Below are 21,704 nucleotides of genomic sequence, written 5' to 3'. Positions count from 1 at the left end.
GGAGGGGGACCGCCGCCAAAGGCGGTGGTGGAGGGGCCGCCGCGGCACGCGGCGGTTTTGCCCGGCGGGAAGGGTGCCCCGCGCCTGGCGGCGCGGCCCCTCCACCATTCGCGGCGCGAATGGTCCCCCTCCCCCGTTCCGGGGGAGGATCTCATTCTTGCCTCACGCGATCGTCGGTACGATCCCGCCCTCGACCCGGATCGCCGCACCATTGGTGATCGCGCCCAGCGGACTCGCGAGCAGCGCCACCTGCGCGGCGATCTCCTCGGCCTCGATCAGCCGGCGGATCAGCGACAGTGGGCGCAGCTTGGCGAAGAACGCGGCTTCGCGCTCCGCCTCGGGCGCATCCTTGTTGTCGACCACCGAGCGGATGAACTCGACGATGCCCTCGGAGCGCGTCGGCCCCGGCAGCACCGAATTGACCGTCACCCCGGTACCCCGGGTCTGCTCGGCGAGGCCGCGGGCGATCGCGAGCTGCGCCGTCTTGGTAGTGCCGTAGTGGATCATCTCGCTCGGGATCACGAGCCCGCTTTCGCTGGCGATGAACAGCACCCGGCCCCAGTTGCGCGCGAGCATGCGCGGGAAATAGTGGCGGGCGAGCCGCGCGCCGCTGACGACGTTGACCTCGAACAGATGGTGCCAGTCTTCGTCGCTGATCTCGGTGAACGGCTTGGCTTCGTAGATGCCGAGATTGTTGACGAGGATGTCGGTGTCCGGAACCGCGGCGATCAGCGTCGCGGCACCCTCCGCTGTAGCGGGGTCGGCGAGGACGGGATTGACGCTGCCGAGCTTGGCAATGCGCGCGGCGGCCTCGTCGAGCTTGGCCTGGCTGCGGCCGGTGATCGTCACCGCCACGCCTTCCTGGGCGAGCCGTTCGGCGATGGCGAGGCCGATGCCGGCGGTGGAGCCGGTGACGAGGGCAGTCTTGCCGGTAAGGTGCAGGTCCATGGGGGTATCTCCTTCCAATGTTGCAACGGAAGGTAGGCGCAGGACGCATTGCTGATTAGATTGCCGGGCAGCATCACAGAAGTGCATCGGAATCACGGATGGACAATCGGCTCGGCGAGATGGAGATGTTCCTGGCGGTGGCGGCCGAAGGCAGCCTGGCGGGGGCCGCCAAGGCGCTGCGCATCACCCCTTCCGCCGTCAGCCGCGGCATGGCGCGGCTGGAAGCGCGGCTCGGCGTCCAACTCGCGACCCGCACCACCCGCGCGCTGGCGCTTACGCCGGAGGGCCAAGCCTATCACGCCCGTGTCGCCGGGCTGATGGCCGAGATCGACGCGATCGAGCACAGCTTCGAGCGCGACCAGGTCCCGCGCGGACCCCTGCGGGTCAACGCCTCGGTGCCGCTCGGCATGCAGTTCCTGATCCCGATCCTGCCCGCCTATCTGCGCGCGCATCCGGGGGTGACGGTGGACCTCACCTTATCCGACGCGCTGGTCGAGCTGGTCGAGGAGCGGGCCGATGTCGCGATCCGCGTGGGGCCGTTGCGCGACACCGGCATCAAGGCGGCGAAGCTCGGCCGAAGCACGATGGTGGTGGTCGCCAGCCCCGATTATCTCGCGCGCTGCGGCACGCCGCAGCATCCGAACGACCTCGATCGCCATACCTGCCTGCGCTTCAACTTCCGCCGCTCGATCGACAGCTGGCCGTTCCGCATCGACGGGGCGGTGGTGCAGCGGACGATGGACGGCCCCTTCCTCGCCAATTCGGGCGAGGCGGTGCGGCTGATGGCGCTGGCGGGCGGTGGCATCGCACGCATGGGTCGCTTCCATGTCGCCGCCGACCTGGCCGCGGGGCGGCTGGTCGAGCTGCTGGCGGCGTTCAACCCGGGCGACGGCGAGGACATCCATGCGCTGTTCGTCGGCCATGAACGGCTGGCGCTGCGGGTGCGATCCTTCGTCGATTTCCTGAAGGAGCGCCTCGTGCTGTGAGAGACCGTTCGCGCTCGCTGCCTAACGCCGCCTTAACCTGCTTCGGTTAGGGCAGGCTGCCCCGCCGGGGCGTGTAGCAAGGACCGGCCGTTGACCAATATCGTGATTCTCGACCATGTCCTGGGGGACGAACGCCGCCGGCGCATCTGGGACTTTCTGGATCAGCCCGGCTGGAAGCATGGCGCCTATTCTGCCGCCGGGCCGGACGCGCCGCGCTATTTCTACAAGCATTTCGCCGGCTATCAGACGAGCGCGCACGAGGATCGCGATGCGGAGGCCAATGCAGCGGAACTGGCGATGATGGCGCCGCTCGTCGCCGAGGTCTGGCAGGATCTGCTCCGCAAGCCGCTGCGCCACCAGCGGCTGTCGCGCTGCTATGCCAACATGCTGCCGGCCGGCATCGGCGGCGGCGTCCACCTCGATTCGGATTGCAAGGATCACCTCACCGCGATCTATTATCCCCAGCCCGACTGGTGCGCCGATCATGGCGGCGAGACGCTGTTCTTCAACCGCCAGGCGAGCGAGGTGATCAAGGCGGTGGTGCCCAAGCCCGATCGGCTGGTGATCTTCCCCGGCACGATCCCGCACGCCGCGCGCCCGATCTATGGCGGCGCGCCCGATGCCACGCGGATCACGCTGATGTTCAAGACACTCGGCCGCGGCGCGTGAAGCGGTGCGGGCCCGCTCGACGGCTTCGCCAAATCCTGTAGAACCCCGGCAACACGGGGAGGCACAGTGGGAATGACGGAAGCGGATCGCGCGCCCAGCGCCGGCGAAATGCGGATGGTGATCGGCGCGTCGTCGCTGGGCACGATCTTCGAATGGTATGACTTCTTCATCTGGGGCACGCTGACGGCCACCGGCATCCTGGGGCGCACCTTCTTCCCCTCGGGCAACGAGACGCTGGCGACGCTGCTGTCCTGGGCGACGTTCGCGGTGGGCTTCGGTTTCCGGCCGCTGGGCGCGGTGCTGTTCGGCTTTCTCGGCGACCGGATGGGGCGCAAATACACCTTTCTCGTCACCATCGCGGTGATGGGCCTGGCGACCGCCGGCATCGGCCTGATCCCCGGCTATGCCGAGATCGGCACCACCGCGCCGGTGCTGATCCTGCTGCTCCGCGTCGCCCAGGGGCTGGCGCTCGGCGGCGAATATGGCGGCGCCGCGATCTATGTCGCCGAGCATTCGCCGGAAGGGCGCGCCGGCTTCCACACCAGCTTCATCCAGGCGAGCGTGGTCGGCGGCTTCATCCTCAGTCTCGCGGTGGTGCTGCTGTTCAAGCTGGGCTTCGCCAGGGTGTGGGACGATTGGGGCTGGCGCCTGCCGTTCCTGTTCTCGCTGGTGCTGCTCGCCATTTCGCTGTGGATGCGGCTGAAGCTGTCCGAAAGCCCCGTCTTCCGCGCGATGAAGGAGGCAGGCGAGACGGCCGGCAATCCGTTCCTCGAAAGCTTCACCTATCCGGGCAACAAGCGCCGCCTGTTCGTCGCGCTGTTCGGCATCGCCGCCGGACTGACGGTGATCTGGTACACCTCGATGTTCTCGGTCCTCGCCTTTCTCTCCGGCCCGATGCGGCTGGACCAGACCGCGGCGCAGCTGATCACCGGCGCGGGCGCGGTGATCGGGGTGGGCTTCTTCATCCTGTTCGGCAAGCTCTCCGATCGGGTCGGCCGCAAGCCGCCGATCGTGTTCGGCTATGCGCTGACTCTGGTTTTGCTGTTCCCCTGCTTCTACGTCATCGGGAGTGCCGCCAATCCGGGCCTCGCCAAGGCGGCGCTGCGCGAGCCGGTGGTCGTCTCGGGGCCCAAGTGCGGCTATGATCCGTTCGCTGCGGTGCAGGCCGACGAGTGCAGCCGGATGCTCGATCACCTGTCCAAGCGCGGCGTGATCTACACCACCGACAAGGCGCCGACCGTGTTCGTCACGATCGGCGGGCAGGTGGTGCAGAAGACCGAGCCCGCCGCGGTCGACGCCGCGCTCAAGGAGGCGGGCTACCGGTTCGATCGGATCGTGCCCGCGCCGCTCGACATCGCGATGATCCTGGTGGCGATGACGGTGCTGATGGCGCTGTGCGGCGCCACCTTCGGCCCGGTGGCGGCGCTGCTCAGCGAGATGTTCCCCTCGCGCATCCGCTATTCGTCCATGTCGATCCCCTATCATATCGGCACCGGCTATTTCGGCGGCTTCCTGCCGTTCATCAGCCAGTATATCGTCGCGCGCACCGGCAATCCCTGGGCGGGGCTGTGGTACACCTTCGCGGTGGTCGCGATGGCGCTGGTGGTGACGATGTTCGGGCTGCGCGAGACGGTGGCGCTGCGCGGGCCGCGGCGCTAACCGGCAGGGGATGACCGACTCTCCGCTTCGCCTCCGCCTCGACGCCGCCGCCCTTGTCGCCAACTGGACGCTGCTCGATCGGCTGAGTGGCGCGGCGGCGTGCGGCGCGGCGGTGAAGGCCAACGGCTATGGCCTCGGCGCGCGCGGCGTGGTGACGCGGCTGGCGGCGGCGGGGTGCCGGGACTTCTTCGTCGCAAGCTGGGCCGAGGCGCGCGCGCTTGCCGATCTCGGCGTGACGGTATCGGTGCTGCACGGCGTTCGGGCCGAAGACATGGCCGATCGCCCCGCCCAGATCCGGCCGGTGCTCGCGAGCGCCGAGCAGGTCCAGCGGTGGCGGGCGGCGGGTGCCGACGCGCCGTGCGACGTGATGGTCGATACCGGCATGAACCGGCTGGGCGTTTCGCCGCAGCAAGTGGCCGAGGGGCTGCTCGACGGCCTCGCGATCGAGACGCTGATGAGCCATCTGGTCTCCGCCGACGAGGCGGTCGATCTCAACGCACGCCAGCTGGCGGCGTTCGCCGGGCTCGCCGGGCGCACCTCGGCGCGGCGGCGGAGCCTCGCCAACAGCAGCGGCATCGCGCTGGGACCGGACTATCATTTCGACCTCACCCGGCCGGGCATCGCGCTTTATGGCGGGCGGCAGCGGGCGCCGCATGCCGGCATCGCGCAGGTGGTCACGCCCGAGGCGCAGATCCTCCAGCTGCGCCGGGTGCAGGCAGGCGAGACGATCGGCTACAACGCCACCTACACCGCGCCGCGCGACATGGCGGTGGCGATCCTCAACCTCGGCTATGCCGATGGCTATCTGCGCTGCTTCTCGAACAAGGGCATCGCGCGGGCCGGCGCTGCGGCGCTGCCGGTGGTCGGCCGCATCTCGATGGACCTGACCGCGATCTGCGTCGACGCCGCCCCCGATCTCGCCGAGGGCGACTGGGTGGCGATCGACTATGACCTGCCGGCAACGGCGGCGCTGAGCGGGCTCTCGCAATATGAGCTGCTCACCGGGCTGGGCGCCCGGTTCGACCGGGTCTGGGCATAAGAAAAGGGCCGCCCCTTGCGAGGCGGCCCTCCTAGTTGTTGCCCTTCGCTCAGAAGGTCGTGGTGACCGACAGCTGGAAGCGCCGGCCGATCTGGTCGTAATAGTCCGCGAACTCGTAGCCGAGCCGGCCGACCGACGTCTGATCCAGGATGTTCGAGACCGTACCCTGGATGCGGAAGTTCTGGTTGACCGACGCACCGATCGAGGCGCTGACGTCGTTGACCGGCGAATAGCGGTAATAGGGATACTGCTCCTTCGTCGCGACCAGGCCGCTGACGAAGATGTTGGTCGCCGATTCGCGATACCAGGCGACCTGCCCGAACACGTTCTTGTGATCGTAGCGAATACGCGCGGTGGTCTTCAGCTTCGGCCGCGAACGGCTGCCGGCGCTGGCGATCGTGTCGTCGAACTTGCCCGAGGACGAGCTGTCATAGGTGATCAGGTAATAGCCGTTCGCGTACAGGGTGAGCTTGTCCGAGCCGAAGTTCACCGCATAGTCGAGCGAGCTGTTGATCGCCTTCACCTTGATGCCGCCCAGATTCAGGAAGCCGGCGCGATAGCCGTTCTGGATCTGGAAGTTGGCATCGCGCGAGAATTGCGAGCAGGTGTTCAGGCCCACCGACGGCGTCGGGTCCGGATAGGTGGCGCTGTCATAGCAGGTCCGCAGGATCGTGCTCAGGTCGACCGGCACGATCGTATCGTCGACGCGGACGTCGAGATAGTCGACCGAGAGGTTCAGCCCGCGAATCCAGCGCGGATGCAGTGCCACGCCGGCGATCCAGCTCGTGCCCTTTTCGGCCCGCAGGTTCGGGGCGCCCGAATAGGTACCCTGCAAGCCCGCACCCGCCGCTGCGTAGCTGGACAGGAAGGTGGTTGCCGAGGCCGTGTCGGTTGCGTTGCCGTTGGCGATCACCGCCGCGACGCAGTTGGCGCGCCGATTCTTCGGGAAGGAACCCGAATCGATGTTTGCCGGGCTGCAATAGTCGGTCGGCGTGCTGAACACCGGCTGGCCGCCGAGGAACAGTTCGACGATCGACGGCTGGCGGACCGACTTGGTGTAGTTGCCGCGGAAGGTGATGTCGCGGATCGGCGCCCACACGCCACCCAGCGAGTAGATCGAGTTCCACTTGCCGCTCGCGCGGGGCGTGATGACCTGCCCGGTGAGGCTGCGATAGGTCTGCGCCTGGCCATTCTGCTTGGTGAAGCGGCCGCCCGGCGTGAAGGTCAAATCGCCGAGGAAGGGAAGGAACTCGCTGCTGGTGATCGGCACCGAAAGCTCGCCGCCGAACTCGTAGGTCTTGGTGAACGCGTCGGTGTTCGCCGAAGGGGCCGAGCGCGAGCGACCCAGGCGGTTGAGCTCGTTGGTGCTGAAGGCCAGATGCTCGCGGCGATATTCACCCGCGATGTTGAAGGCGAACTCGCCCGCCGGCAGGTTGAACAGGCCGCCGCCAAGGTTGGCGTTGAGGTAGGTCTGCTCGGAAAGATTGCGGAACAGCGAGGGGCTGGTCACGTAATTCTTCGCCGCCTGCGACATCTGGTTGTAGCCGAACGGGTTGAGCGGCTGGCAGCTGTTGATCATGTCCTGGGTGATCGTCGGGGTGACGAGCACTTCGGTCGGCAGGCCATCGGCGCCGCGGACGCGGGTGATGTTCTCCGCCGTGCCGATCGGCGTCTTGCCCAGATACTGGTTGGGGAAGACCTGCGCACGGCAGAGGATCTTGCCGTTCGCCACGCCGGTGGTCGCCTGGCCCTGATCGACCGCGTCGAGCGCGAGCTGGTATTCGACGTCGGCGATGCCGTAGCTGCGGGTGTTCTGCTTCGAGTTGCCGTAGGTGCCCGAGGCTTCCGCGCTCCACGAGCGGCCCAGCACCTCGAACTTGGCCTTCAGGCCGGCCGAGATGCGATAGGTCTCCTGGCGGTTGGTGTACGGGTTGGCGCCGAAGATATCCTGGTTCTGGCGCGTGACCAGGAAGTTGCCGCCGTTGCTCGCGCCCGGCGTGATCCCGACCGAGGTCAGCACCTGGCGATTCTGATCGGTGAGGTACGGGTTGTTGTAGTTCACCATCAGCGCGGCGTTTTCCTGGGTGTTGGTCAGGAAGTTCTGCGCGCCGGAGATGTTGCCGAGCGACCGGTTGAGAACATTGGCATACATGTTCTCGGTCCAGAAGGTCAGCGAGTCGCTGATCTTGTAGTTCGCGTTGCCGTTGAAGACATAGCGATCCTGCTGGGTGCGCAGCACCGTGTTCTCGAGGCTGCGGCGGAAGCCGCCATCGCCGCCGGCGGCCGAGCCGATCGTGATCGGCATCGCGCCGCTGATCGGACCCGAGAAGGTATAGGTGCGCAGCACGCCGCTGTCGGTGAATTCCAGCGGCACCGCCACGTATGGCAGCACCTGGTTCACCGGCACCTGCACGGTGGAGCCGTTGACCTTCACGTTGACCAGCGAGGTATCGGTGTTGGCGATGCGCGGCACGTCCGGCGCGAAGGTGCCGAGGAAGTAGTTGAGGTTGACGTTCGGGTTCGCCGCGAGGAACTCGCGCGCAGTGAATCGATTGGCCTGCAGCAGGTTGACCGCGATCGCCGTCTGCTGCGAGGCGGTCGCGCCGGTGGGTGCGGTCACGCCATAGGCGGCGAACACCTGCGCGGCGGTGACGTTGCTGGGCAGCGCGGTCGGTGCGAAGGTGGTGAACGGCACGTTGGCCGCCTGGGTGGTGCGCCCGTTCAGGCCGTTGCCGGACAGGTTGCCGATCGCCGTGCCGTTATTGTAGCTCAGCCCCACGCCCGGCGTGCCCGGGATCACCTGGGCGCTGGTCACCCAATAGCCATTGTTGTTGGTGCTGATCGTGGTGCGCGCGCCCTTCGCATCGGTCGCGTTGATCGCGAAGCCGACCGGCGCAAGGCCGTTCTGGAAGGTGATGTAGTTGCTGGTCCGCAACGTTGCGCCGCTGCCCGAGGTGATCGGCGTGTAGGTCGGGTAGAAATTGCTGCTGTTGACGTTCAGCACCGTACCGGGGTTGCTGAGCGTCTGCGTCACCAGCCCGAAGCCGAACAGCGTGCTCGGCTGGCCGTCGTCCGACCCGCGCAGGAACGCGCCGTTGTTGGCGTTGGTGACGTCGATGATCGCGGTGCCGGTGAAGTTCGGGTTGCGCACGCCGCTGTTGAACGGATTGGTGTAGCTGCCCGGGCGCACGTTGCGGAAGTTGCGGGCGACCGCCTGCAGGCCGTCGTTGCGGCTATATTCGCCCGAGATCGTCACATTGGCGCGATCGTCGAGGAAGTTCCAGCCCGCAATCGCGCTGAGCTGATACTGGCCCGAGTCGCCGCGCGTCGTCGAGCCGCCGCGTGCGTTGACCCGATAGCCGTTGAAATCGGTCTTGAGGATGTAGTTGACGACACCGGCCACGGCGTCGGCACCGTAGACCGCGGCGCCACCGGCGGTGACGATGTCGATGCGGTCGACCAGCGACGACGGGATCGCGTTCACGTCGACCTGGCTGCCGGTCTCGTTGCCCGCGACGAACAGCGAGGCCGAGTTGCCCGAAACGAAGCGGCGGCCGTTGACCAGCGTCAGCGTACGCGCGGTGCCGAGGTCGAGCAGGTCGACGAACGCGGCGCCCAGGCTGGCGGTCTGGCCGCCATTGTTGCCGTTGAGCGGGCTGGCGCCGGCACCCACGAGCGGGATGTCCTGCAGCGCTTCGAGCACGTTGGTGAAGCCGCGCGTATCGATCGTGTCGGCGCGGATCTGCACGCCGGGCAGGGCGCCTTCATATTCCGGGCGCGCGATGCGCGAGCCGGTGACGACGATCGTCTGCTGATCTTCGGGGGGAATGTTGCTCCGGTCGTTCCGCTGCGCGCCTACCGCCGTCTGCGCGGCGTCCGATGCTGCGGTCTGCGCGAAGCTCGCCACCGGAAACAACAGGGAAATGCTGGCGAGCGCGCTTGCTCCCAGCCAACGGGAATGTTTCATAGATTTTGCCCCACCAGGCGGGATGCCTGATGGCGCCATTTGGCGTCCACGCGCAGCAATATTACAAGAAGATGTTGTCGGGGCTCGCAAAAAACAGTTAATGTGTGGCGATCATGTTACACGACCGGTAACATTGTTTCCATCATGTTCGTCTCATGATCATAATCTGAGCCATTTCGGTGCCGTGCGTCGCGAGATGCGTGCAGAAGCGGCACGCCAAAAAAAGGCCGGGGATCTCTCCCCGGCCCTTCGATGCAGCGAGACGTTCGAATCAATCCCGTTCCACGCACAGCGCGATGCCCATGCCGCCGCCGATGCACAGCGTCGCCAGGCCCTTCTTGGCGTCGCGCTTGCTCATTTCGTGGACCAGCGTCGTCAGGATGCGCGCGCCCGAGGCGCCGATCGGGTGGCCGATCGCGATCGCGCCGCCGTTGACGTTCACCTTGTCGGCATCCCAGCCCAGCTCCTTGCCGACCGACAGCGCCTGCGCGGCGAACGCTTCGTTGGCCTCGATCAGGTCGAGGTCGGCGATCGTCCAGCCGGCCTTTTCCAGCGCCTTGCGGCTGGCGGTGACCGGGCCGATGCCCATGATCGACGGGTCCACGCCGGTGCTCGCCCAGCTGCGGATGGTGGCGAGGATCGGCGCACCGCGCTTCTCGGCTTCCTCGCGGCTCATCAGCACCAGCGCGGCGGCGCCGTCGTTGAGGCCCGAGGCGTTGGCGGCGGTGACCGAGCCGTCCTTCTTGAACGCCGGCTTCAGCCCGGCGACGCTGTCCACCGTCGCGCCGGCGCGGATATATTCGTCGTCGGCAACGATCGTCTCGCCCTTGCGGGTCTTTACCGTCACCGGCGCGATCTCGTCCTTGAAGCGGCCGTCGGCACGCGCCTTCTCGGCGAGATTCTGCGAGCGGACCGCGAATTCGTCCTGCTCGGCGCGGGTCACCTGATACTGCTCAGCGAGATTCTCCGCCGTGATGCCCATGTGATAGCCGTTGAACACGTCGGTCAGGCCGTCCTTGATCATCGTGTCGACCAGGCTGAGGTCGCCCATCTTGGTGCCGGGGCGCAGCGACTGGGCGTGGGTGCTCATCGACATCGATTCCTGGCCGCCCGCAACGATGATCGAGGCGTCGCCGTTGCGGATCGACTGGAAGCCGAGCGCCACCGCGCGCAGGCCCGAGCCGCAGACCTGCTGCACGCTCCACGCCGGCACTTCCTTGGGGACGCCGGCGTTCATCGACGCCTGGCGCGCCGGGTTCTGGCCCTGCGCGGCGGTGAGCACCTGGCCGAGGATGACCTCGGAGACTTCCTCGCCCTTCACGCCGGCTTCGGCGAGGGCGGCTTCGATCGCGACGCGGCCAAGCTCGTGCGCGGGGGTGGCGGCGAAGGCACCAAGAAAGCTGCCCACCGGGGTACGCTTGGCGGCAGTGATCACGACGTCGGTCATGCTGGTCTCCTGGGGTGTGTTTGGTCGCTATCTAGTGCGGGGAAGTGCAGTTAACCAGTCGGCAAGCGGCTCCCACACCGCTTTGCGTGCGCGACCGCCGACGATCATGCCGACATGGCCCAGCGCCATCTCGCGCACCTCGCCCAGCCGCGCGGCACTCGCCGCCGGCACGATGCGATCGGTGGTGGAGACGAGCGACAGCATCGGCAGGTCGAGCGTCTCGGGCCGTGCGGTGATGCCCGCCACCTGCCAGCGCCCGCTGCCGGGCAGGTCGGCCGAGAGAAAGTCGTCGAACAGCTGGCGTCCTGCGCCGAAGCTGAGCGGCGCGCCGGCATTGGCCCAGTCTTCGAGCACGATGAAGGCACGCGCCTCGGGGTTCCTTGGCCGGAGGCGGCCGAATCGCTCGTATTTGAGGATCGTGCGGCGCGGATCGAGCTGCCAGAAACCGGCCTGGAGCACCTCCATCGGCACCACGCCCAGCCGTTCGCAGGTCGGATGGGCCTGGTCCCACAGCGCCGCAAAGCCTTCGAGCGCGGCACCATAGCCGGTGAAATGCCAGGGCGCGGCGATCGTCGCCAGGCCGCGGGTCTCGGTCGCCTGTGCCGCCGCGATCGCCATCGTCCCGCCCAGGCAATAGCCGGCAAGCACCGGCGGTCGCCGCAACTGGCGCAGCAACGGCAGCAGCAAGCGCTCGACATGGCCGTTCACGTCGAGGCCCGACTCCTCCGGCGCGGGGCTGCCCCAATCGACCAGCAGCGGCCGCACGCCCTGGCGCGCCAGCCAGCGCAGCAGCGAATTGCCGCGGGCAAGGTCGAGCACCACCGGCGGGTTGATCAGCGAAGGGACGAACACCACCGGCTGGCCATGCCCGCCATAATCACGCAGCACCGCCCGCCCGGCGCGGGCAACGATCGGCTTTTCGGGCCGGGGAGCAGGGCGCGGCGCATGCTGGTAGGCGGCCAGGCCGGCCAGGGCGGCTGCCCGTCTTTCGGGCGATGCTGCCGTTTCGTTGCGCAGCAATGCGAGAAAAAGCGGCAATGGGCGCGGTCCGTGTTGCGGCGCGTCAGAAACTGTAGTTAGGTGCGCATCTGTCACGTGCGGGGGTTCCCATGAAGAAAGCTGCACCCGGAAGCGGTCCGGTCATCATCAAGAAATATGCGAACCGCCGTCTCTATAATACCGAGACTTCGTCCTACATCACGCTCGAGCATCTCGCAGCGATGACGCGGGAAGGGCGCGACTTCAAGGTGGTCGACGCCAAAACCGACGAGGACATCACCCACAATGTCCTCACCCAGATCATCATGGAGGAGGAAGCGCGCGGGCAGACGATGCTGCCGGTGAACTTCCTGCGCCAGCTGATCGCGCTGTACGGCGACTCGATGCAGGCGATGGTGCCGGGCTATCTCGAAGCGTCGATGGACAGCTTCCGCCGCAACCAGGAACAGTTCAAGTCGGCGGTCGAGGGCGCCTTCGCCAACTCGCCCTTCGCTGAGATCGCCAAGCGCAACATGGCGATGTTCGAAGCGGCGGCGAGCGCCTTCCAGCCCGGCGGCGCGGCGAACCCGACCCCGGGTGCTGCGCCCGCCGCGGCACCGGCCGCCCCCGAGGCGAGCAGTGACGGCGACGTCTCGGCGCTGAAGGCCGAACTCGCCCGGCTGCAGGAAAAGATCGAGAAGCTGGGGAAGTAACGCTCCGGGACGGTAAAATCCGTATCCTCCCCCGCCAGGGGGAGGTGGCCCGCGTTAGCGGGTCGGAGGGGGAGGAAGCACGACGGCGGCGAGGTTCTGGCATCCTCCCCCTCCGTCGGGCGTCGCGCGCCACCTCCCCCTGGCGGGGGAGGAAACACTTTCCCTGTTCGGCCTTACGGCTTGCGGAACTTGAGCGTCATCCGGTCGCTCTCGCCGATCGCCGCGTATTTGGCGCGGTCCTGGTCCTTGAGCGCATAGGTGGGCGGCAGCGTCCACACGCCGTTCGGCCAGTCGGCCGGGTCGGCCTTGTTGGCGTTGACCTCGGAGGCGCCGACGAACTTGAAGCCCGCCGCCTCGGCCAGCCGGCGCACGGTCGATACCTTGATATAGCCGCTCTTGGTCTCGCGCTCGGTGCTGGCGCTCTCAGGCAGGCGATGGTCCTCGATGCCGAGCGTGCCGCCCTTTTTGAGCATCGCGTACATCTGCTTGAAGGCTTCCGGCGAATAGTCCTTGCCGTCCTGGCCGCCCATCCGCCAGTTGTGGACGTTGCGGAAGGTCAGCACCACGTCGGCGGTGCCGTCGGGCACCTTGGCTTGGCCGGCCGCCGCGGGGAAGCTGACCACCCGCACCGCACCGTAAAGCGCCGCGTCCTTCGCCTTCAGCGCCTCGATCCCCTTGGCGTTGCCGCTCGGCACGGCGGCGTAGAGGATGCCCTTGCCCTTGGTGAGCGGCGCGAGGATCTCGGTGTACCAGCCGCCGCTCGGCCAGATCTCGACCACGGTATCGCCGGGCTTCACGCCGAAAAAGGCGAGCGTGTCGGCCGGATGACGATATTTGTCGCGCGCGGTGTTGGCGGGCGTGCGGCTGGGCGCTGCCACTGCGGCGTCGATCGCCTGGCGCAGCGAAGCGGGCTGCTGCGCAGCAACGCTGGCGACGGCGGCAAGGGTGGTGACGGCGGCGACGGCGATAAGACGATGGCGCATAAGCGATGGCTCCCTGCTATCGGTGCGCGACTGTGACGCAACAAGGTGACGATGCAACTACAATTCTGGAGCGGCGCCGGGGTTGCGCTGGGGATCGCGATCCTCGCCGGGCTGGCCGAGCACCGCCGGCGGAAGCGGCGGAACCTGGAACGGGTCGGCTGGGTGCCGTGGATGGCGATCCAGATGGCCGGCCTGTTCGCCGCACTGGTGCTGGCGAGCGTCGCGCTGCACGCGGGGTAAGGCTGCCGCAGTCCTGCCCTGGAAGGCAGGGCAATCGCATAGGGCCAAAATACCTCGTCATCCCCGCGAAGGCGGGGATCCATTGGCGCTGATGCTGCGGTTCTTGTCCCCAGCGCTCAGGGCAATGGATTCCCGCCTTCGCGGGGATGACAAAGGTTTTTTGAGAAGCCGCTTGCCCTAAAAACCATATGCGATTGCCCTCCCCCTACGGGGACGGAATGAATGATTACAGGCACGCCTCCAGCAGTGCCTGGTCGAAACCGAACTGCTTGGCCTTGTCGAGCGTGTAGGGCCTAAGGCCCATCGAACGGTATTCGCCGATGATCTTCCCGTCGGTGCTCTCGTCGAGATACTCGAACTTGAACAGCTCCTGGGTGACGATCACCGGGCCTTCCATCCCGATCACCTCGGTGATGTTGGTCACCCGCCGGCTGCCGTCGCGCAGGCGCTTCACCTGGATGATCAGGTCGACCGAATCGGCGATCTGGCGGCTGATCGCTTCCTTGGGCACCTTGATGTCCGACATCATCACCATGTTCTCCATTCGCGCCAGCGCCTCGCGGGGGCTGTTCGAGTGGAGGGTGCACATCGAGCCGTCATGCCCGGTGTTCATCGCGGCGAGCATGTCGAAACACTCGGCGCCGCGAATTTCGCCGAGGATGATGCGATCGGGGCGCATGCGCAGCGCGTTCTTCACCAAGTCGCGGATGGTGATCTCGCCCTGGCCTTCCAGGTTTGCCGGCCGCGTCTCCAGCGGCAGCCAGTGCGGCTGCTGCAGGCGGAGTTCGGCCGCGTCCTCGATGGTCAGCACGCGCTCGCCCGGATCGATCATCTTCGAGATCGCATTGAGCATCGTCGTCTTGCCCGAGCCGGTGCCGCCTGAGATGACGATGTTGAATCGGCTGGCCCCCGCGATCTTGAGCGCGGTCGCCATCTTCTCGGACATCGACCCGCCCTTGGCCATCATGTCGAGCGTGATCGGCTTGGCGGAGAATTTGCGGATCGAGATCGCCGTGCCACGCAAGGAGAGCGGCGGCACGATTACATTGACGCGGCTGCCGTCCTTGAGCCGCGCATCGGCGAGCGGGGTGGTCTGGTCGACGCGGCGGCCGACCGAGTTGCAGATCCGCTGGGCGATCTGGAACAGATGCTCCTCGTCGCGGAACTGGATGTTGGCGAGCTCCAGCTTGCCCTTGCGCTCGACATAGGTCTGCTCGGGGCCGTTGACCATGATGTCGCTGACCGCCGGGTCGGCGAGCAGCTCCTCGAGCGGCCCGAGCCCCAGCAGTTCGTCGACCAGCACCTTTTCGAGCGCGAACTGCTCGCGCCGGTTGAGGGTCAGCTTCAGCTCGGCGAGCACTTCACCGATGATCGGTCGGAATTCCTCGGCAAGCTCGTCCTTGGTCAGCGTCGCCGCCGCCTCGGGATCGACGCGTTCGAGCAGGCGCGGCAGCACCTGTTCCTTGATGCGATGGATCGAGGCCTCGAAGCCCTCGTTGCGCGCGCTGCCCTGGTCGACCGGCGCCGACTGGCGATCGGCGAGGCGCTGCATCGCATCGGCGCTGGCGGCGCTGGGGCCCAGCGGATCGCGCTCCAACATCGGATCGTGCAGGCCCTGGCCGGGCAGGGGGACCATGTCGAGCGGCGGGAACTGCTCGCCGCCCAGCGGCAGTGGCTCGGGACGCTGGAATCCGCCGCCCTGCATCGGCCGCGCGACTCCGAAGGCCGGACGCCCCCCGGTCCCGCTCCCCATGCCGCTGCGACGCCCGAATGCGCTCATCGAACCTGTGTCCCCAAGGAAGTCTCGGGGAGTAAAGGACAAGCCTTGCGATTTGGCTAACTATGGGAGGCGGGGACGCAGTTGCGTTGGCGGGGATCAGCGGCCGTGCGTTTCGCACGCTTCACGACGCTGCCATGCCCCAAACGCCGTCATCCCCGCGAAGGCGGGGATCCGTTGGCCTGTGCCGTTCCGGCAAGAGCCGACGCTTTGGCGCGAATGGATCCCCGCCTTCGCGGGGATGACGATGGTTTGCCTTTGGGGGGGCGGAGTTTCCGGCCGCCTACATCACTCGGCGCGTTCGGCCAGCACGGTCAGGCCGCGCTCGTTGACCTCGGCGAACCCGCCCTCGACGCGGATCAACTCGGGCGTGGTCGCGCCCGTCTTGTACAGCTCGATATTGCCGTCGCGGATCGTCGACATGATCGGCGCATGGCCTTCGAGCACGCCGAAATCGCCCTCGCTGCCGGGGACGACGACCATGTGAACCTCTTCCGAGCGGACGAGACGTTCCGGGGTGACGAGTTCGAAGTGCAGCATCTTCTCTATCCTAAGCCCCTCCCCTTTAGGGGAGGGGTTGGGGTGGGGGACACCGTCCCCGACGTCGGTATTCGCTGGGGCTAGGGGACGCTCGCTTGCGCTCGCGCCCCACCCCAACCCCTCCCCTGAAGGGGAGGGGCTAGTAGTGGCTTACGCCTCGTCGGCGAGCTTCTTGGCCTTGGCGATCGCGTCGTCGATGCCGCCGACCATGTAGAAGGCCGCTTCCGGCAGATGGTCATACTCGCCGTCGACCACCGCCTTGAACGAGCGCACCGTGTCTTCCAGCTGCACGAAGGCGCCCGGAATGCCGGTGAACACTTCGGCGACGTGGAACGGCTGGCTGAGGAAGCGCTGGATCTTGCGGGCGCGGGCGACGGTCAGCTTATCCTCTTCGGAAAGCTCGTCCATGCCCAGGATCGCGATGATGTCCTGCAGCGACTTGTACTTCTGCAGGATGGCCTGCACCGCACGCGCCGTCTCGTAATGCTCCTGGCCGACGACGCGCGGCTCGAGCACGCGGCTGGTCGAGTCGAGCGGATCCACCGCCGGGTAGATGCCCAGCTCGGAGATGGCGCGGTTGAGCACGGTCGTCGCGTCGAGGTGGGCGAACGAGGTTGCCGGCGCCGGATCGGTAAGATCGTCGGCGGGCACGTACACGGCCTGCACCGAGGTGATCGAACCCTTGGTGGTCGAGGTGATGCGCTCCTGCAGCGCGCCCATGTCGGTCGACAGGGTCGGCTGATAGCCCACTGCCGACGGAATACGGCCGAGCAGTGCCGACACTTCCGCGCCCGCCTGGGTGAAGCGGAAGATGTTGTCGACGAAGAATAGCACGTCCTGGCCTTCGACGTCGCGGAAATATTCGGCGATCGTCAGGCCCGACAGCGCGACGCGGGCACGGGCGCCCGGCGGCTCGTTCATCTGGCCATAGACCAGCGCGACCTTCGAGCCCTCGGTGATGGCGTTGCCGTCGGCGTCCTTGGCGATAACGCCGGCGTCGAGGAACTCGTGATAGAGATCGTTGCCCTCACGGGTACGCTCGCCCACGCCTGCGAACACCGAGGTGCCGCCATGGCCCTTCGCGATGTTGTTGATCAGCTCCTGGATGAGCACGGTCTTGCCCACGCCGGCGCCGCCGAACAGGCCGATCTTGCCGCCCTTCGCATACGGCGCGAGCAGGTCGATCACCTTGATGCCGGTGACGAGAATCGCGCTGTCGGTCGACTGCTCGATGAACTCGGGAGCCTTGGCGTGGATCGGCGCCTTGAGGTCCGTCGCGACCGGGCCACGCTCGTCGATCGGCTCGCCGACGACGTTGAGGATGCGGCCGAGCGTCGCCGGGCCGACGGGCACCTGGATCTGGTTGCCGGTGTCGGTCACGGTCTGGCCGCGGGTCAGGCCCTCGGTCGCGTCCATCGCGATGGTGCGGACGGTGTTCTCGCCCAGATGCTGCGCGACTTCGAGAACCAGGCGGTTGCCGTTGTTCTGGGTCTCCAGCGCCGAAAGGATCGCCGGCAGGTTGTTCTCGAACGTCACGTCGACGACCGCGCCGATCACCTGGCTGATGCGGCCGACATTGTTGGTACCCGTGGTCGGGGTGGTGTCTACAGCGGCGGTTGCCATTGTTGCTTTCCTTGCTTCGTGCAGCTTTTAGAGCGCTTCGGCGCCCGAAATGATTTCCACCAGCTCGGTCGTGATCGCGGCCTGGCGGGAACGGTTATACTGGATCGTCAGACGGTTGATCAGGTCACCGGCGTTGCGCGTGGCGTTGTCCATCGCGGTCATCGATGCGCCCTGCTCGCTGGCCTGGTTCTCCAGCAGCGCCTTGAAGATCTGCACCGTCAGGTTGCGCGGCAGCAGATCGGCGAGGATCGTCTCTTCGTCCGGCTCATACTCGACCGCGGCACCCGTGGCCGGCACCGCCGATTCCGGCACCGAGACCGGGATCAGCTGCTGCTCGGTCGGGACCTGGGCCAGCGCCGAGCGGAAGTGCGAGTAGAACAGGGTCGCCACGTCGAACTCGCCCGCGAAGAAGCGGTCGGTCACGTCCTTGGCGATCGCGCGTGCCTCGTCATAGCCGGGCGTCCGCACGGCGGTCGTGTCGAACTGGCCGACGATCGCGCCGGGGAAGGTACGGGCGATCACCGCGCGGCCCTTGCGACCGACGAGGTAGAACTTCACCGTCTTGCCCTCGGCGATCAGCGTACGGGCCTTGAGGATCGCCGCCTTGACGATGTTGGCGTTGAACGCACCCGACAGGCCCTTGTCGCCATTGGCGACGAGCAGCAGGTGCGTGTCCGCCTTGCCGGTGCTGGCGAGGAGACGCGGCGCATTGTCGCTGGCCCCCACCTTGCTGGCGAGGCTGGCGACCACGCCCTCAAGGCGCTGGGCATAGGGGCGCGCGGCTTCTGCGGCGGCTTGCGCCTTCCGCAGCTTTGCCGCCGCGACCATCTGCTTGGCCTTGGTGATCTTCTGGGTCGACTTGACCGAGGCGATCCGGCCCTTGAGTTCCTTGAGGTTGGCCATCCGGTGGCAGTCCCTTAGGCGAAGGTCTTGGTGAAGGCGTCGAGCACGCCCTTCACCTTGTCCCGCGTACCGTTCTCGAAGGCCTTGGTGTCGCGGATCTCGGCGAGCACCTCGGCATGCTGCGAACGGAAGTGCGCGAGCATCGCGGCTTCGAAGCGGACCACGTCCTTGACCGCGACATTGTCGAGGTAGCCGTTGGTGCCGGCGAAGATCGAGATGGTCTGCTCTTCGAACGACAGCGGGCTGAACTGCGGCTGCTTCAGCAATTCGGTCAAACGAGCACCGCGATTCAGCAGCTTCTGGGTCGATGCGTCGAGGTCCGAACCGAACTGCGCGAAGGCGGCCATTTCGCGATACTGGGCGAGCTCGAGCTTGATCGAGCCCGACACCTTCTTCATCGCCTTGGTCTGCGCCGACGAACCCACGCGCGACACCGACAGACCGACGTTGATCGCCGGACGGATGCCCTGGTAGAACAGGTTCGTCTCGAGGAAGATCTGGCCGTCGGTGATCGAGATCACGTTGGTCGGGATATAGGCCGACACGTCGCCCGCCTGGGTCTCGATGATCGGCAGCGCGGTCAGCGAGCCCGAGCCATTGGCGTCGTTCATCTTCGCGGCGCGCTCGAGCAGGCGGCTGTGGAGATAGAAGACGTCGCCCGGATAGGCTTCGCGGCCCGGCGGACGGCGGAGCAGCAGCGACATCTGACGATAGGCGACGGCCTGCTTGGAAAGATCGTCATACACGATCACGGCGTGCATGGCGTTGTCGCGGAAGAACTCGCCCATCGCACAGCCGGTATAGGGCGCGAGGAACTGGAGCGGCGCCGGCTCCGAGGCGGTGGCGGCGACGACGATCGAATATTCCATCGCGCCATTCTCTTCGAGCTGGCGGACGATCTGCGCGACGGTCGAGCGCTTCTGGCCGACGGCGACATAGATGCAGTAGAGCTTCTTGCCCTCGTCGGTGCCGCTGTTCGGGCCCTTCTGGTTGATGAAAGTATCGATCGCGACGGCGGTCTTGCCGGTCTGGCGGTCGCCGATGATCAGCTCGCGCTGGCCACGGCCGATCGGCACCAGCGCGTCGATTGCCTTGAGACCGGTCTGCACCGGCTCGTGCACCGACTTGCGCGGGATGATGCCCGGCGCCTTCACTTCGACGCGGCGACGCTCGGTATATTCGATCGGGCCCTTGCCATCGATCGGGTTGCCGAGGCCGTCGACGACGCGGCCGAGCAGGCCCTTGCCGACGGGGACGTCCACGATCGTGCCGGTGCGCTTGACGGTGTCGCCTTCCTTGATCTCGGCGTCCGAGCCGAAGATCACGACGCCGACATTGTCGGCCTCGAGGTTGAGCGCCATGCCCTGCACGCCATTGGCGAATTCGACCATCTCGCCGGCCTGGACATTGTCCAGACCGTGGATGCGCGCGATGCCGTCGCCGACGGACAGCACCTGGCCGATTTCCGAAACCTGCGCTTCGGTGCCGAAATTGGCGATCTGGTCCTTGATGACCTTCGAGATTTCTGCGGCGCGGATATCCATCTTCTTAGCCTTCAGCCTTTCATCGCGTGCGCGAGGGAGTTCAGTCGGGTCTTGATCGACGAATCGATCATCTGGCTGCCGATCTTCACGACCAGGCCGCCGAGCAGCGAGGGGTCCACCGACAGGTCGACCGAGACCTCGCGGCCGATACGGGTGCGGAGCTGCTGCTTGAGCGCATCGACCTGTTCGGCATTGAGCGGGTGTGCCGAGGTCACTTCCGCGGTCGTCTCGCCGCGGTGGCGGGTGGCCAGCGCACGGAAGGTGCGGATGATCGCCGGCAGCTGGGCCAGACGGCGGTTCTCGGCGAGCACGCCGAGGAACTTGGTCGTCGTCGCATCCAGGCCCATCGCGCCGGCCGCCGCAGCCACGGCTTTACCGGCCTGCTTGCGGTCGATCAGCGGGCTGGTGGTCAGCGCCTTGAACTCGGGCGATTCGTCGAGCGCCGCCCGCACGGTCGCAAGGCTGGCTTCGACGGCCTCGATGGCCTTGGCGTCACGTGCCAGCTCGAACAGCGCGGTTGCGTAGCGTCCGCTTAGGCTGGCCTGAATACCGCCGGAATTCTCCACGCGATTCGTTTCCTCTCGGAGGGTCGGAAGTGACCCCATGCACAAAAGGGGGGCGACGCATACTGCGCCCCCGATGGGTTGCCGGGCTGCTAGCATCGCGGTCCATGGGATGCAACCCGAGTCGCCGAAACGTCACACACCCATTTCATGTTTGCGTTTGGGCGTGTCTGGAAGCGTTCAAGAAAAAGGGCAGGCGATGCGATCGCCTGCCCCGAAATCATGGATATAGCGAAGGTCAGGCGAGTCGGGCGGTCGCCGCGCGCTTCCGCCGGACCATGCCGCCGACCAGCGCGAATCCGCCGATCATCGTCGCCCAGCTGGCCGGCTCGGGTACCGCGCTCAGGAACACCTGGCTCTGCTGATCCTTGGAGAAGAGCAGCTGCAGCTTGTGCCCGGCGATCGCCGTCCAGCCGCCGGTGGTGATCTGGTTGAGATAGGAATTGGCGAGCGCGCGGGCATCGCCGCTGTTGCCGCCGACGGTGTAGAATTCGCCGCTGCGGGTATCGTAGCTGCCGCTATGCTCGCTGATGATCTCCCACACCGCCAGCTGGGTAGCGGCGGAAATGGTCTTCTGCGCGAGCAGGTCGCTTTCGGCGCCGAGCAGCAGGTCCGAATGGGTGAGCAGGGTGAGCAGCTGCTGCTGGCGGGTGGGATCGCTGACCAGCACGCCGATATCGGCGCGTTCGAAGGTGCCGGTGCCGATCGCCGAGAACGCGTCCGCGCAATAGGTGAGGAACGCGACCGGCTTGCCATTCTCGGTGCCGGTGAAGACGAAGCGGCTCATGCCGGGCCAGCTGCCGACGAATCCGGTGGGCGTGTAGACCATCTTGTCGGCATCGAGATAGCCGGGATTGTCGTCATAGCCGGTGATGATCACCGAGGCATTGGCGGCTGCCGGCACCATCGCGCCCAGCGCCAGGGCTGCGGCCATCAGGGCATTGCGCATCATCGTTGGTTCCCACCCGTTGAGTAGCCCGATCGCTAGCGCGGGCGCGGGGGAAGCCGCTAGATTATTGAATCTGGTTAATGCCCGGCTTTGGCACAGCCCGTGCCGGGTTGGGACGGGTACTGCAAACTCCTCCCCGGCACGGGGAGGGGGACCGGCGCCGAAGGCGGCGGTGG

At 66.8% G+C, this 21,704-nt stretch carries 18 protein-coding genes; 6 read left to right on the top strand and 12 right to left on the bottom strand.

Annotation, left to right across the window (positions count from 1 at the left end):
• Positions 1-162: 162 nt before the first annotated feature.
• Positions 163-948, bottom strand: a complete 786-nt coding sequence (locus tag SAZ01S_RS20560) for an SDR family NAD(P)-dependent oxidoreductase (protein WP_084584127.1) — start codon at positions 946-948, stop codon at positions 163-165.
• Positions 949-1,046: 98 nt separating this feature from the next.
• Between SAZ01S_RS20560 and SAZ01S_RS20555 the strand changes: the two genes are divergently transcribed.
• From SAZ01S_RS20555 to alr, 4 genes are all read left to right on the top strand, one after another.
• Complete coding sequence (locus SAZ01S_RS20555) at positions 1,047-1,934, top strand: LysR family transcriptional regulator (RefSeq protein WP_084584126.1); 888 nt, start codon at positions 1,047-1,049, stop codon at positions 1,932-1,934.
• A 90-nt stretch (positions 1,935-2,024) separates the two neighbouring features.
• The gene (locus tag SAZ01S_RS20550; protein ID WP_084584125.1) at positions 2,025-2,603 is read left to right on the top strand and encodes a 2OG-Fe(II) oxygenase; all 579 of its coding nucleotides are present in this window, start codon (positions 2,025-2,027) and stop codon (positions 2,601-2,603) included.
• Between the two features lie 72 nt (positions 2,604-2,675).
• Entirely contained in the window at positions 2,676-4,262 is a 1,587-nt protein-coding gene (locus tag SAZ01S_RS20545; RefSeq protein WP_084584124.1) for an MFS transporter, read from the top strand.
• A gap of 10 nt (positions 4,263-4,272) precedes the next feature.
• The gene (gene alr / locus SAZ01S_RS20540) at positions 4,273-5,301 is read left to right on the top strand and encodes an alanine racemase (protein ID WP_084584123.1); all 1,029 of its coding nucleotides are present in this window, start codon (positions 4,273-4,275) and stop codon (positions 5,299-5,301) included.
• A gap of 49 nt (positions 5,302-5,350) precedes the next feature.
• On the opposite strand, the gene SAZ01S_RS20535 is transcribed toward alr, so the two are convergent.
• The 3 genes from SAZ01S_RS20535 to SAZ01S_RS20525 all read right to left on the bottom strand — a co-directional run bounded on the left by SAZ01S_RS20535 (position 5,351) and on the right by SAZ01S_RS20525 (position 11,753).
• Complete coding sequence (locus tag SAZ01S_RS20535) at positions 5,351-9,268, bottom strand: TonB-dependent receptor domain-containing protein (protein WP_167693219.1); 3,918 nt, start codon at positions 9,266-9,268, stop codon at positions 5,351-5,353.
• A gap of 271 nt (positions 9,269-9,539) precedes the next feature.
• Positions 9,540-10,715, bottom strand: coding sequence for an acetyl-CoA C-acetyltransferase (locus SAZ01S_RS20530; RefSeq protein ID WP_084584121.1), 1,176 nt, complete (start codon positions 10,713-10,715; stop codon positions 9,540-9,542).
• 27 nt (positions 10,716-10,742) lie between these two features.
• Positions 10,743-11,753, bottom strand: a complete 1,011-nt coding sequence (locus SAZ01S_RS20525; protein ID WP_084584120.1) for an alpha/beta fold hydrolase — start codon at positions 11,751-11,753, stop codon at positions 10,743-10,745.
• A gap of 71 nt (positions 11,754-11,824) precedes the next feature.
• On the opposite strand from SAZ01S_RS20525, the gene phaR reads away from it, so the two are divergent.
• A complete protein-coding gene (phaR, locus tag SAZ01S_RS20520) occupies positions 11,825-12,406 on the top strand; it encodes a polyhydroxyalkanoate synthesis repressor PhaR (RefSeq protein WP_084584119.1) in 582 nt (193 codons plus the stop codon).
• A gap of 173 nt (positions 12,407-12,579) precedes the next feature.
• Here the strand turns inward: phaR and SAZ01S_RS20515 are convergent, their stop codons facing one another.
• Entirely contained in the window at positions 12,580-13,389 is an 810-nt protein-coding gene (locus tag SAZ01S_RS20515; RefSeq protein WP_084584118.1) for a class I SAM-dependent methyltransferase, read from the bottom strand.
• Positions 13,390-13,440: 51 nt separating this feature from the next.
• Between SAZ01S_RS20515 and SAZ01S_RS20510 the strand changes: the two genes are divergently transcribed.
• Positions 13,441-13,629: a hypothetical protein gene (locus SAZ01S_RS20510; protein ID WP_084584117.1), complete on the top strand. Its 189-nt coding sequence runs from the start codon at positions 13,441-13,443 to the stop codon at positions 13,627-13,629.
• Positions 13,630-13,855: 226 nt separating this feature from the next.
• Here SAZ01S_RS20510 and SAZ01S_RS20505 read toward each other — a convergent pair whose 3' ends face one another.
• The 7 genes from SAZ01S_RS20505 to SAZ01S_RS24505 all read right to left on the bottom strand — a co-directional run bounded on the left by SAZ01S_RS20505 (position 13,856) and on the right by SAZ01S_RS24505 (position 21,531).
• The gene (locus SAZ01S_RS20505) at positions 13,856-15,409 is read right to left on the bottom strand and encodes a TadA family conjugal transfer-associated ATPase (RefSeq protein WP_084584116.1); all 1,554 of its coding nucleotides are present in this window, start codon (positions 15,407-15,409) and stop codon (positions 13,856-13,858) included.
• 285 nt (positions 15,410-15,694) lie between these two features.
• Positions 15,695-15,946, bottom strand: a complete 252-nt coding sequence (locus SAZ01S_RS20500; RefSeq protein ID WP_084584115.1) for an ATP synthase F1 subunit epsilon — start codon at positions 15,944-15,946, stop codon at positions 15,695-15,697.
• Between the two features lie 150 nt (positions 15,947-16,096).
• On the bottom strand, positions 16,097-17,569 hold the full coding sequence (atpD, locus tag SAZ01S_RS20495; RefSeq protein WP_084584114.1) for a F0F1 ATP synthase subunit beta: 1,473 nt from the start codon (positions 17,567-17,569) through the stop codon (positions 16,097-16,099).
• Between the two features lie 27 nt (positions 17,570-17,596).
• Positions 17,597-18,472 (bottom strand): F0F1 ATP synthase subunit gamma, encoded by an 876-nt coding sequence (locus tag SAZ01S_RS20490; RefSeq protein WP_084584113.1) that lies wholly within the window; start codon positions 18,470-18,472, stop codon positions 17,597-17,599.
• A gap of 14 nt (positions 18,473-18,486) precedes the next feature.
• Positions 18,487-20,016, bottom strand: a complete 1,530-nt coding sequence (atpA, locus tag SAZ01S_RS20485) for a F0F1 ATP synthase subunit alpha (protein WP_084584112.1) — start codon at positions 20,014-20,016, stop codon at positions 18,487-18,489.
• Between the two features lie 11 nt (positions 20,017-20,027).
• Complete coding sequence (locus SAZ01S_RS20480; RefSeq protein WP_084584111.1) at positions 20,028-20,582, bottom strand: F0F1 ATP synthase subunit delta; 555 nt, start codon at positions 20,580-20,582, stop codon at positions 20,028-20,030.
• 235 nt (positions 20,583-20,817) lie between these two features.
• Positions 20,818-21,531, bottom strand: a complete 714-nt coding sequence (locus SAZ01S_RS24505; RefSeq protein WP_084584110.1) for a PEPxxWA-CTERM sorting domain-containing protein — start codon at positions 21,529-21,531, stop codon at positions 20,818-20,820.
• Positions 21,532-21,704: the final 173 nt, after the last annotated feature.

This window comes from Sphingomonas azotifigens NBRC 15497 (assembly GCF_002091475.1).
Taxonomy (GTDB): Bacteria; Pseudomonadota; Alphaproteobacteria; order Sphingomonadales; family Sphingomonadaceae; genus Sphingomonas; species Sphingomonas azotifigens.
Note: the sequence above shows the minus strand (reverse complement) of the source record. Positions and strands in the feature narration are given on the sequence as shown.

Coding starts and splice junctions, on each gene's coding strand:
- SAZ01S_RS20560 (WP_084584127.1), bottom strand. CDS start 948: ATGGACCTGCACCTTACCGGCAAGACTGCCCTCGTCACCGGCTCCACC.
- SAZ01S_RS20555 (WP_084584126.1), top strand. CDS start 1,047: ATGGACAATCGGCTCGGCGAGATGGAGATGTTCCTGGCGGTGGCGGCC.
- SAZ01S_RS20545 (WP_084584124.1), top strand. CDS start 2,676: ATGACGGAAGCGGATCGCGCGCCCAGCGCCGGCGAAATGCGGATGGTG.
- alr (WP_084584123.1), top strand. CDS start 4,273: ATGACCGACTCTCCGCTTCGCCTCCGCCTCGACGCCGCCGCCCTTGTC.
- SAZ01S_RS20535 (WP_167693219.1), bottom strand. CDS start 9,268: ATGAAACATTCCCGTTGGCTGGGAGCAAGCGCGCTCGCCAGCATTTCC.
- SAZ01S_RS20530 (WP_084584121.1), bottom strand. CDS start 10,715: ATGACCGACGTCGTGATCACTGCCGCCAAGCGTACCCCGGTGGGCAGC.
- phaR (WP_084584119.1), top strand. CDS start 11,825: ATGAAGAAAGCTGCACCCGGAAGCGGTCCGGTCATCATCAAGAAATAT.
- SAZ01S_RS20515 (WP_084584118.1), bottom strand. CDS start 13,389: ATGCGCCATCGTCTTATCGCCGTCGCCGCCGTCACCACCCTTGCCGCC.
- SAZ01S_RS20510 (WP_084584117.1), top strand. CDS start 13,441: ATGCAACTACAATTCTGGAGCGGCGCCGGGGTTGCGCTGGGGATCGCG.
- SAZ01S_RS20505 (WP_084584116.1), bottom strand. CDS start 15,409: ATGAGCGCATTCGGGCGTCGCAGCGGCATGGGGAGCGGGACCGGGGGG.
- SAZ01S_RS20500 (WP_084584115.1), bottom strand. CDS start 15,946: ATGCTGCACTTCGAACTCGTCACCCCGGAACGTCTCGTCCGCTCGGAA.
- atpD (WP_084584114.1), bottom strand. CDS start 17,569: ATGGCAACCGCCGCTGTAGACACCACCCCGACCACGGGTACCAACAAT.
- SAZ01S_RS20490 (WP_084584113.1), bottom strand. CDS start 18,472: ATGGCCAACCTCAAGGAACTCAAGGGCCGGATCGCCTCGGTCAAGTCG.
- atpA (WP_084584112.1), bottom strand. CDS start 20,016: ATGGATATCCGCGCCGCAGAAATCTCGAAGGTCATCAAGGACCAGATC.
- SAZ01S_RS24505 (WP_084584110.1), bottom strand. CDS start 21,531: ATGATGCGCAATGCCCTGATGGCCGCAGCCCTGGCGCTGGGCGCGATG.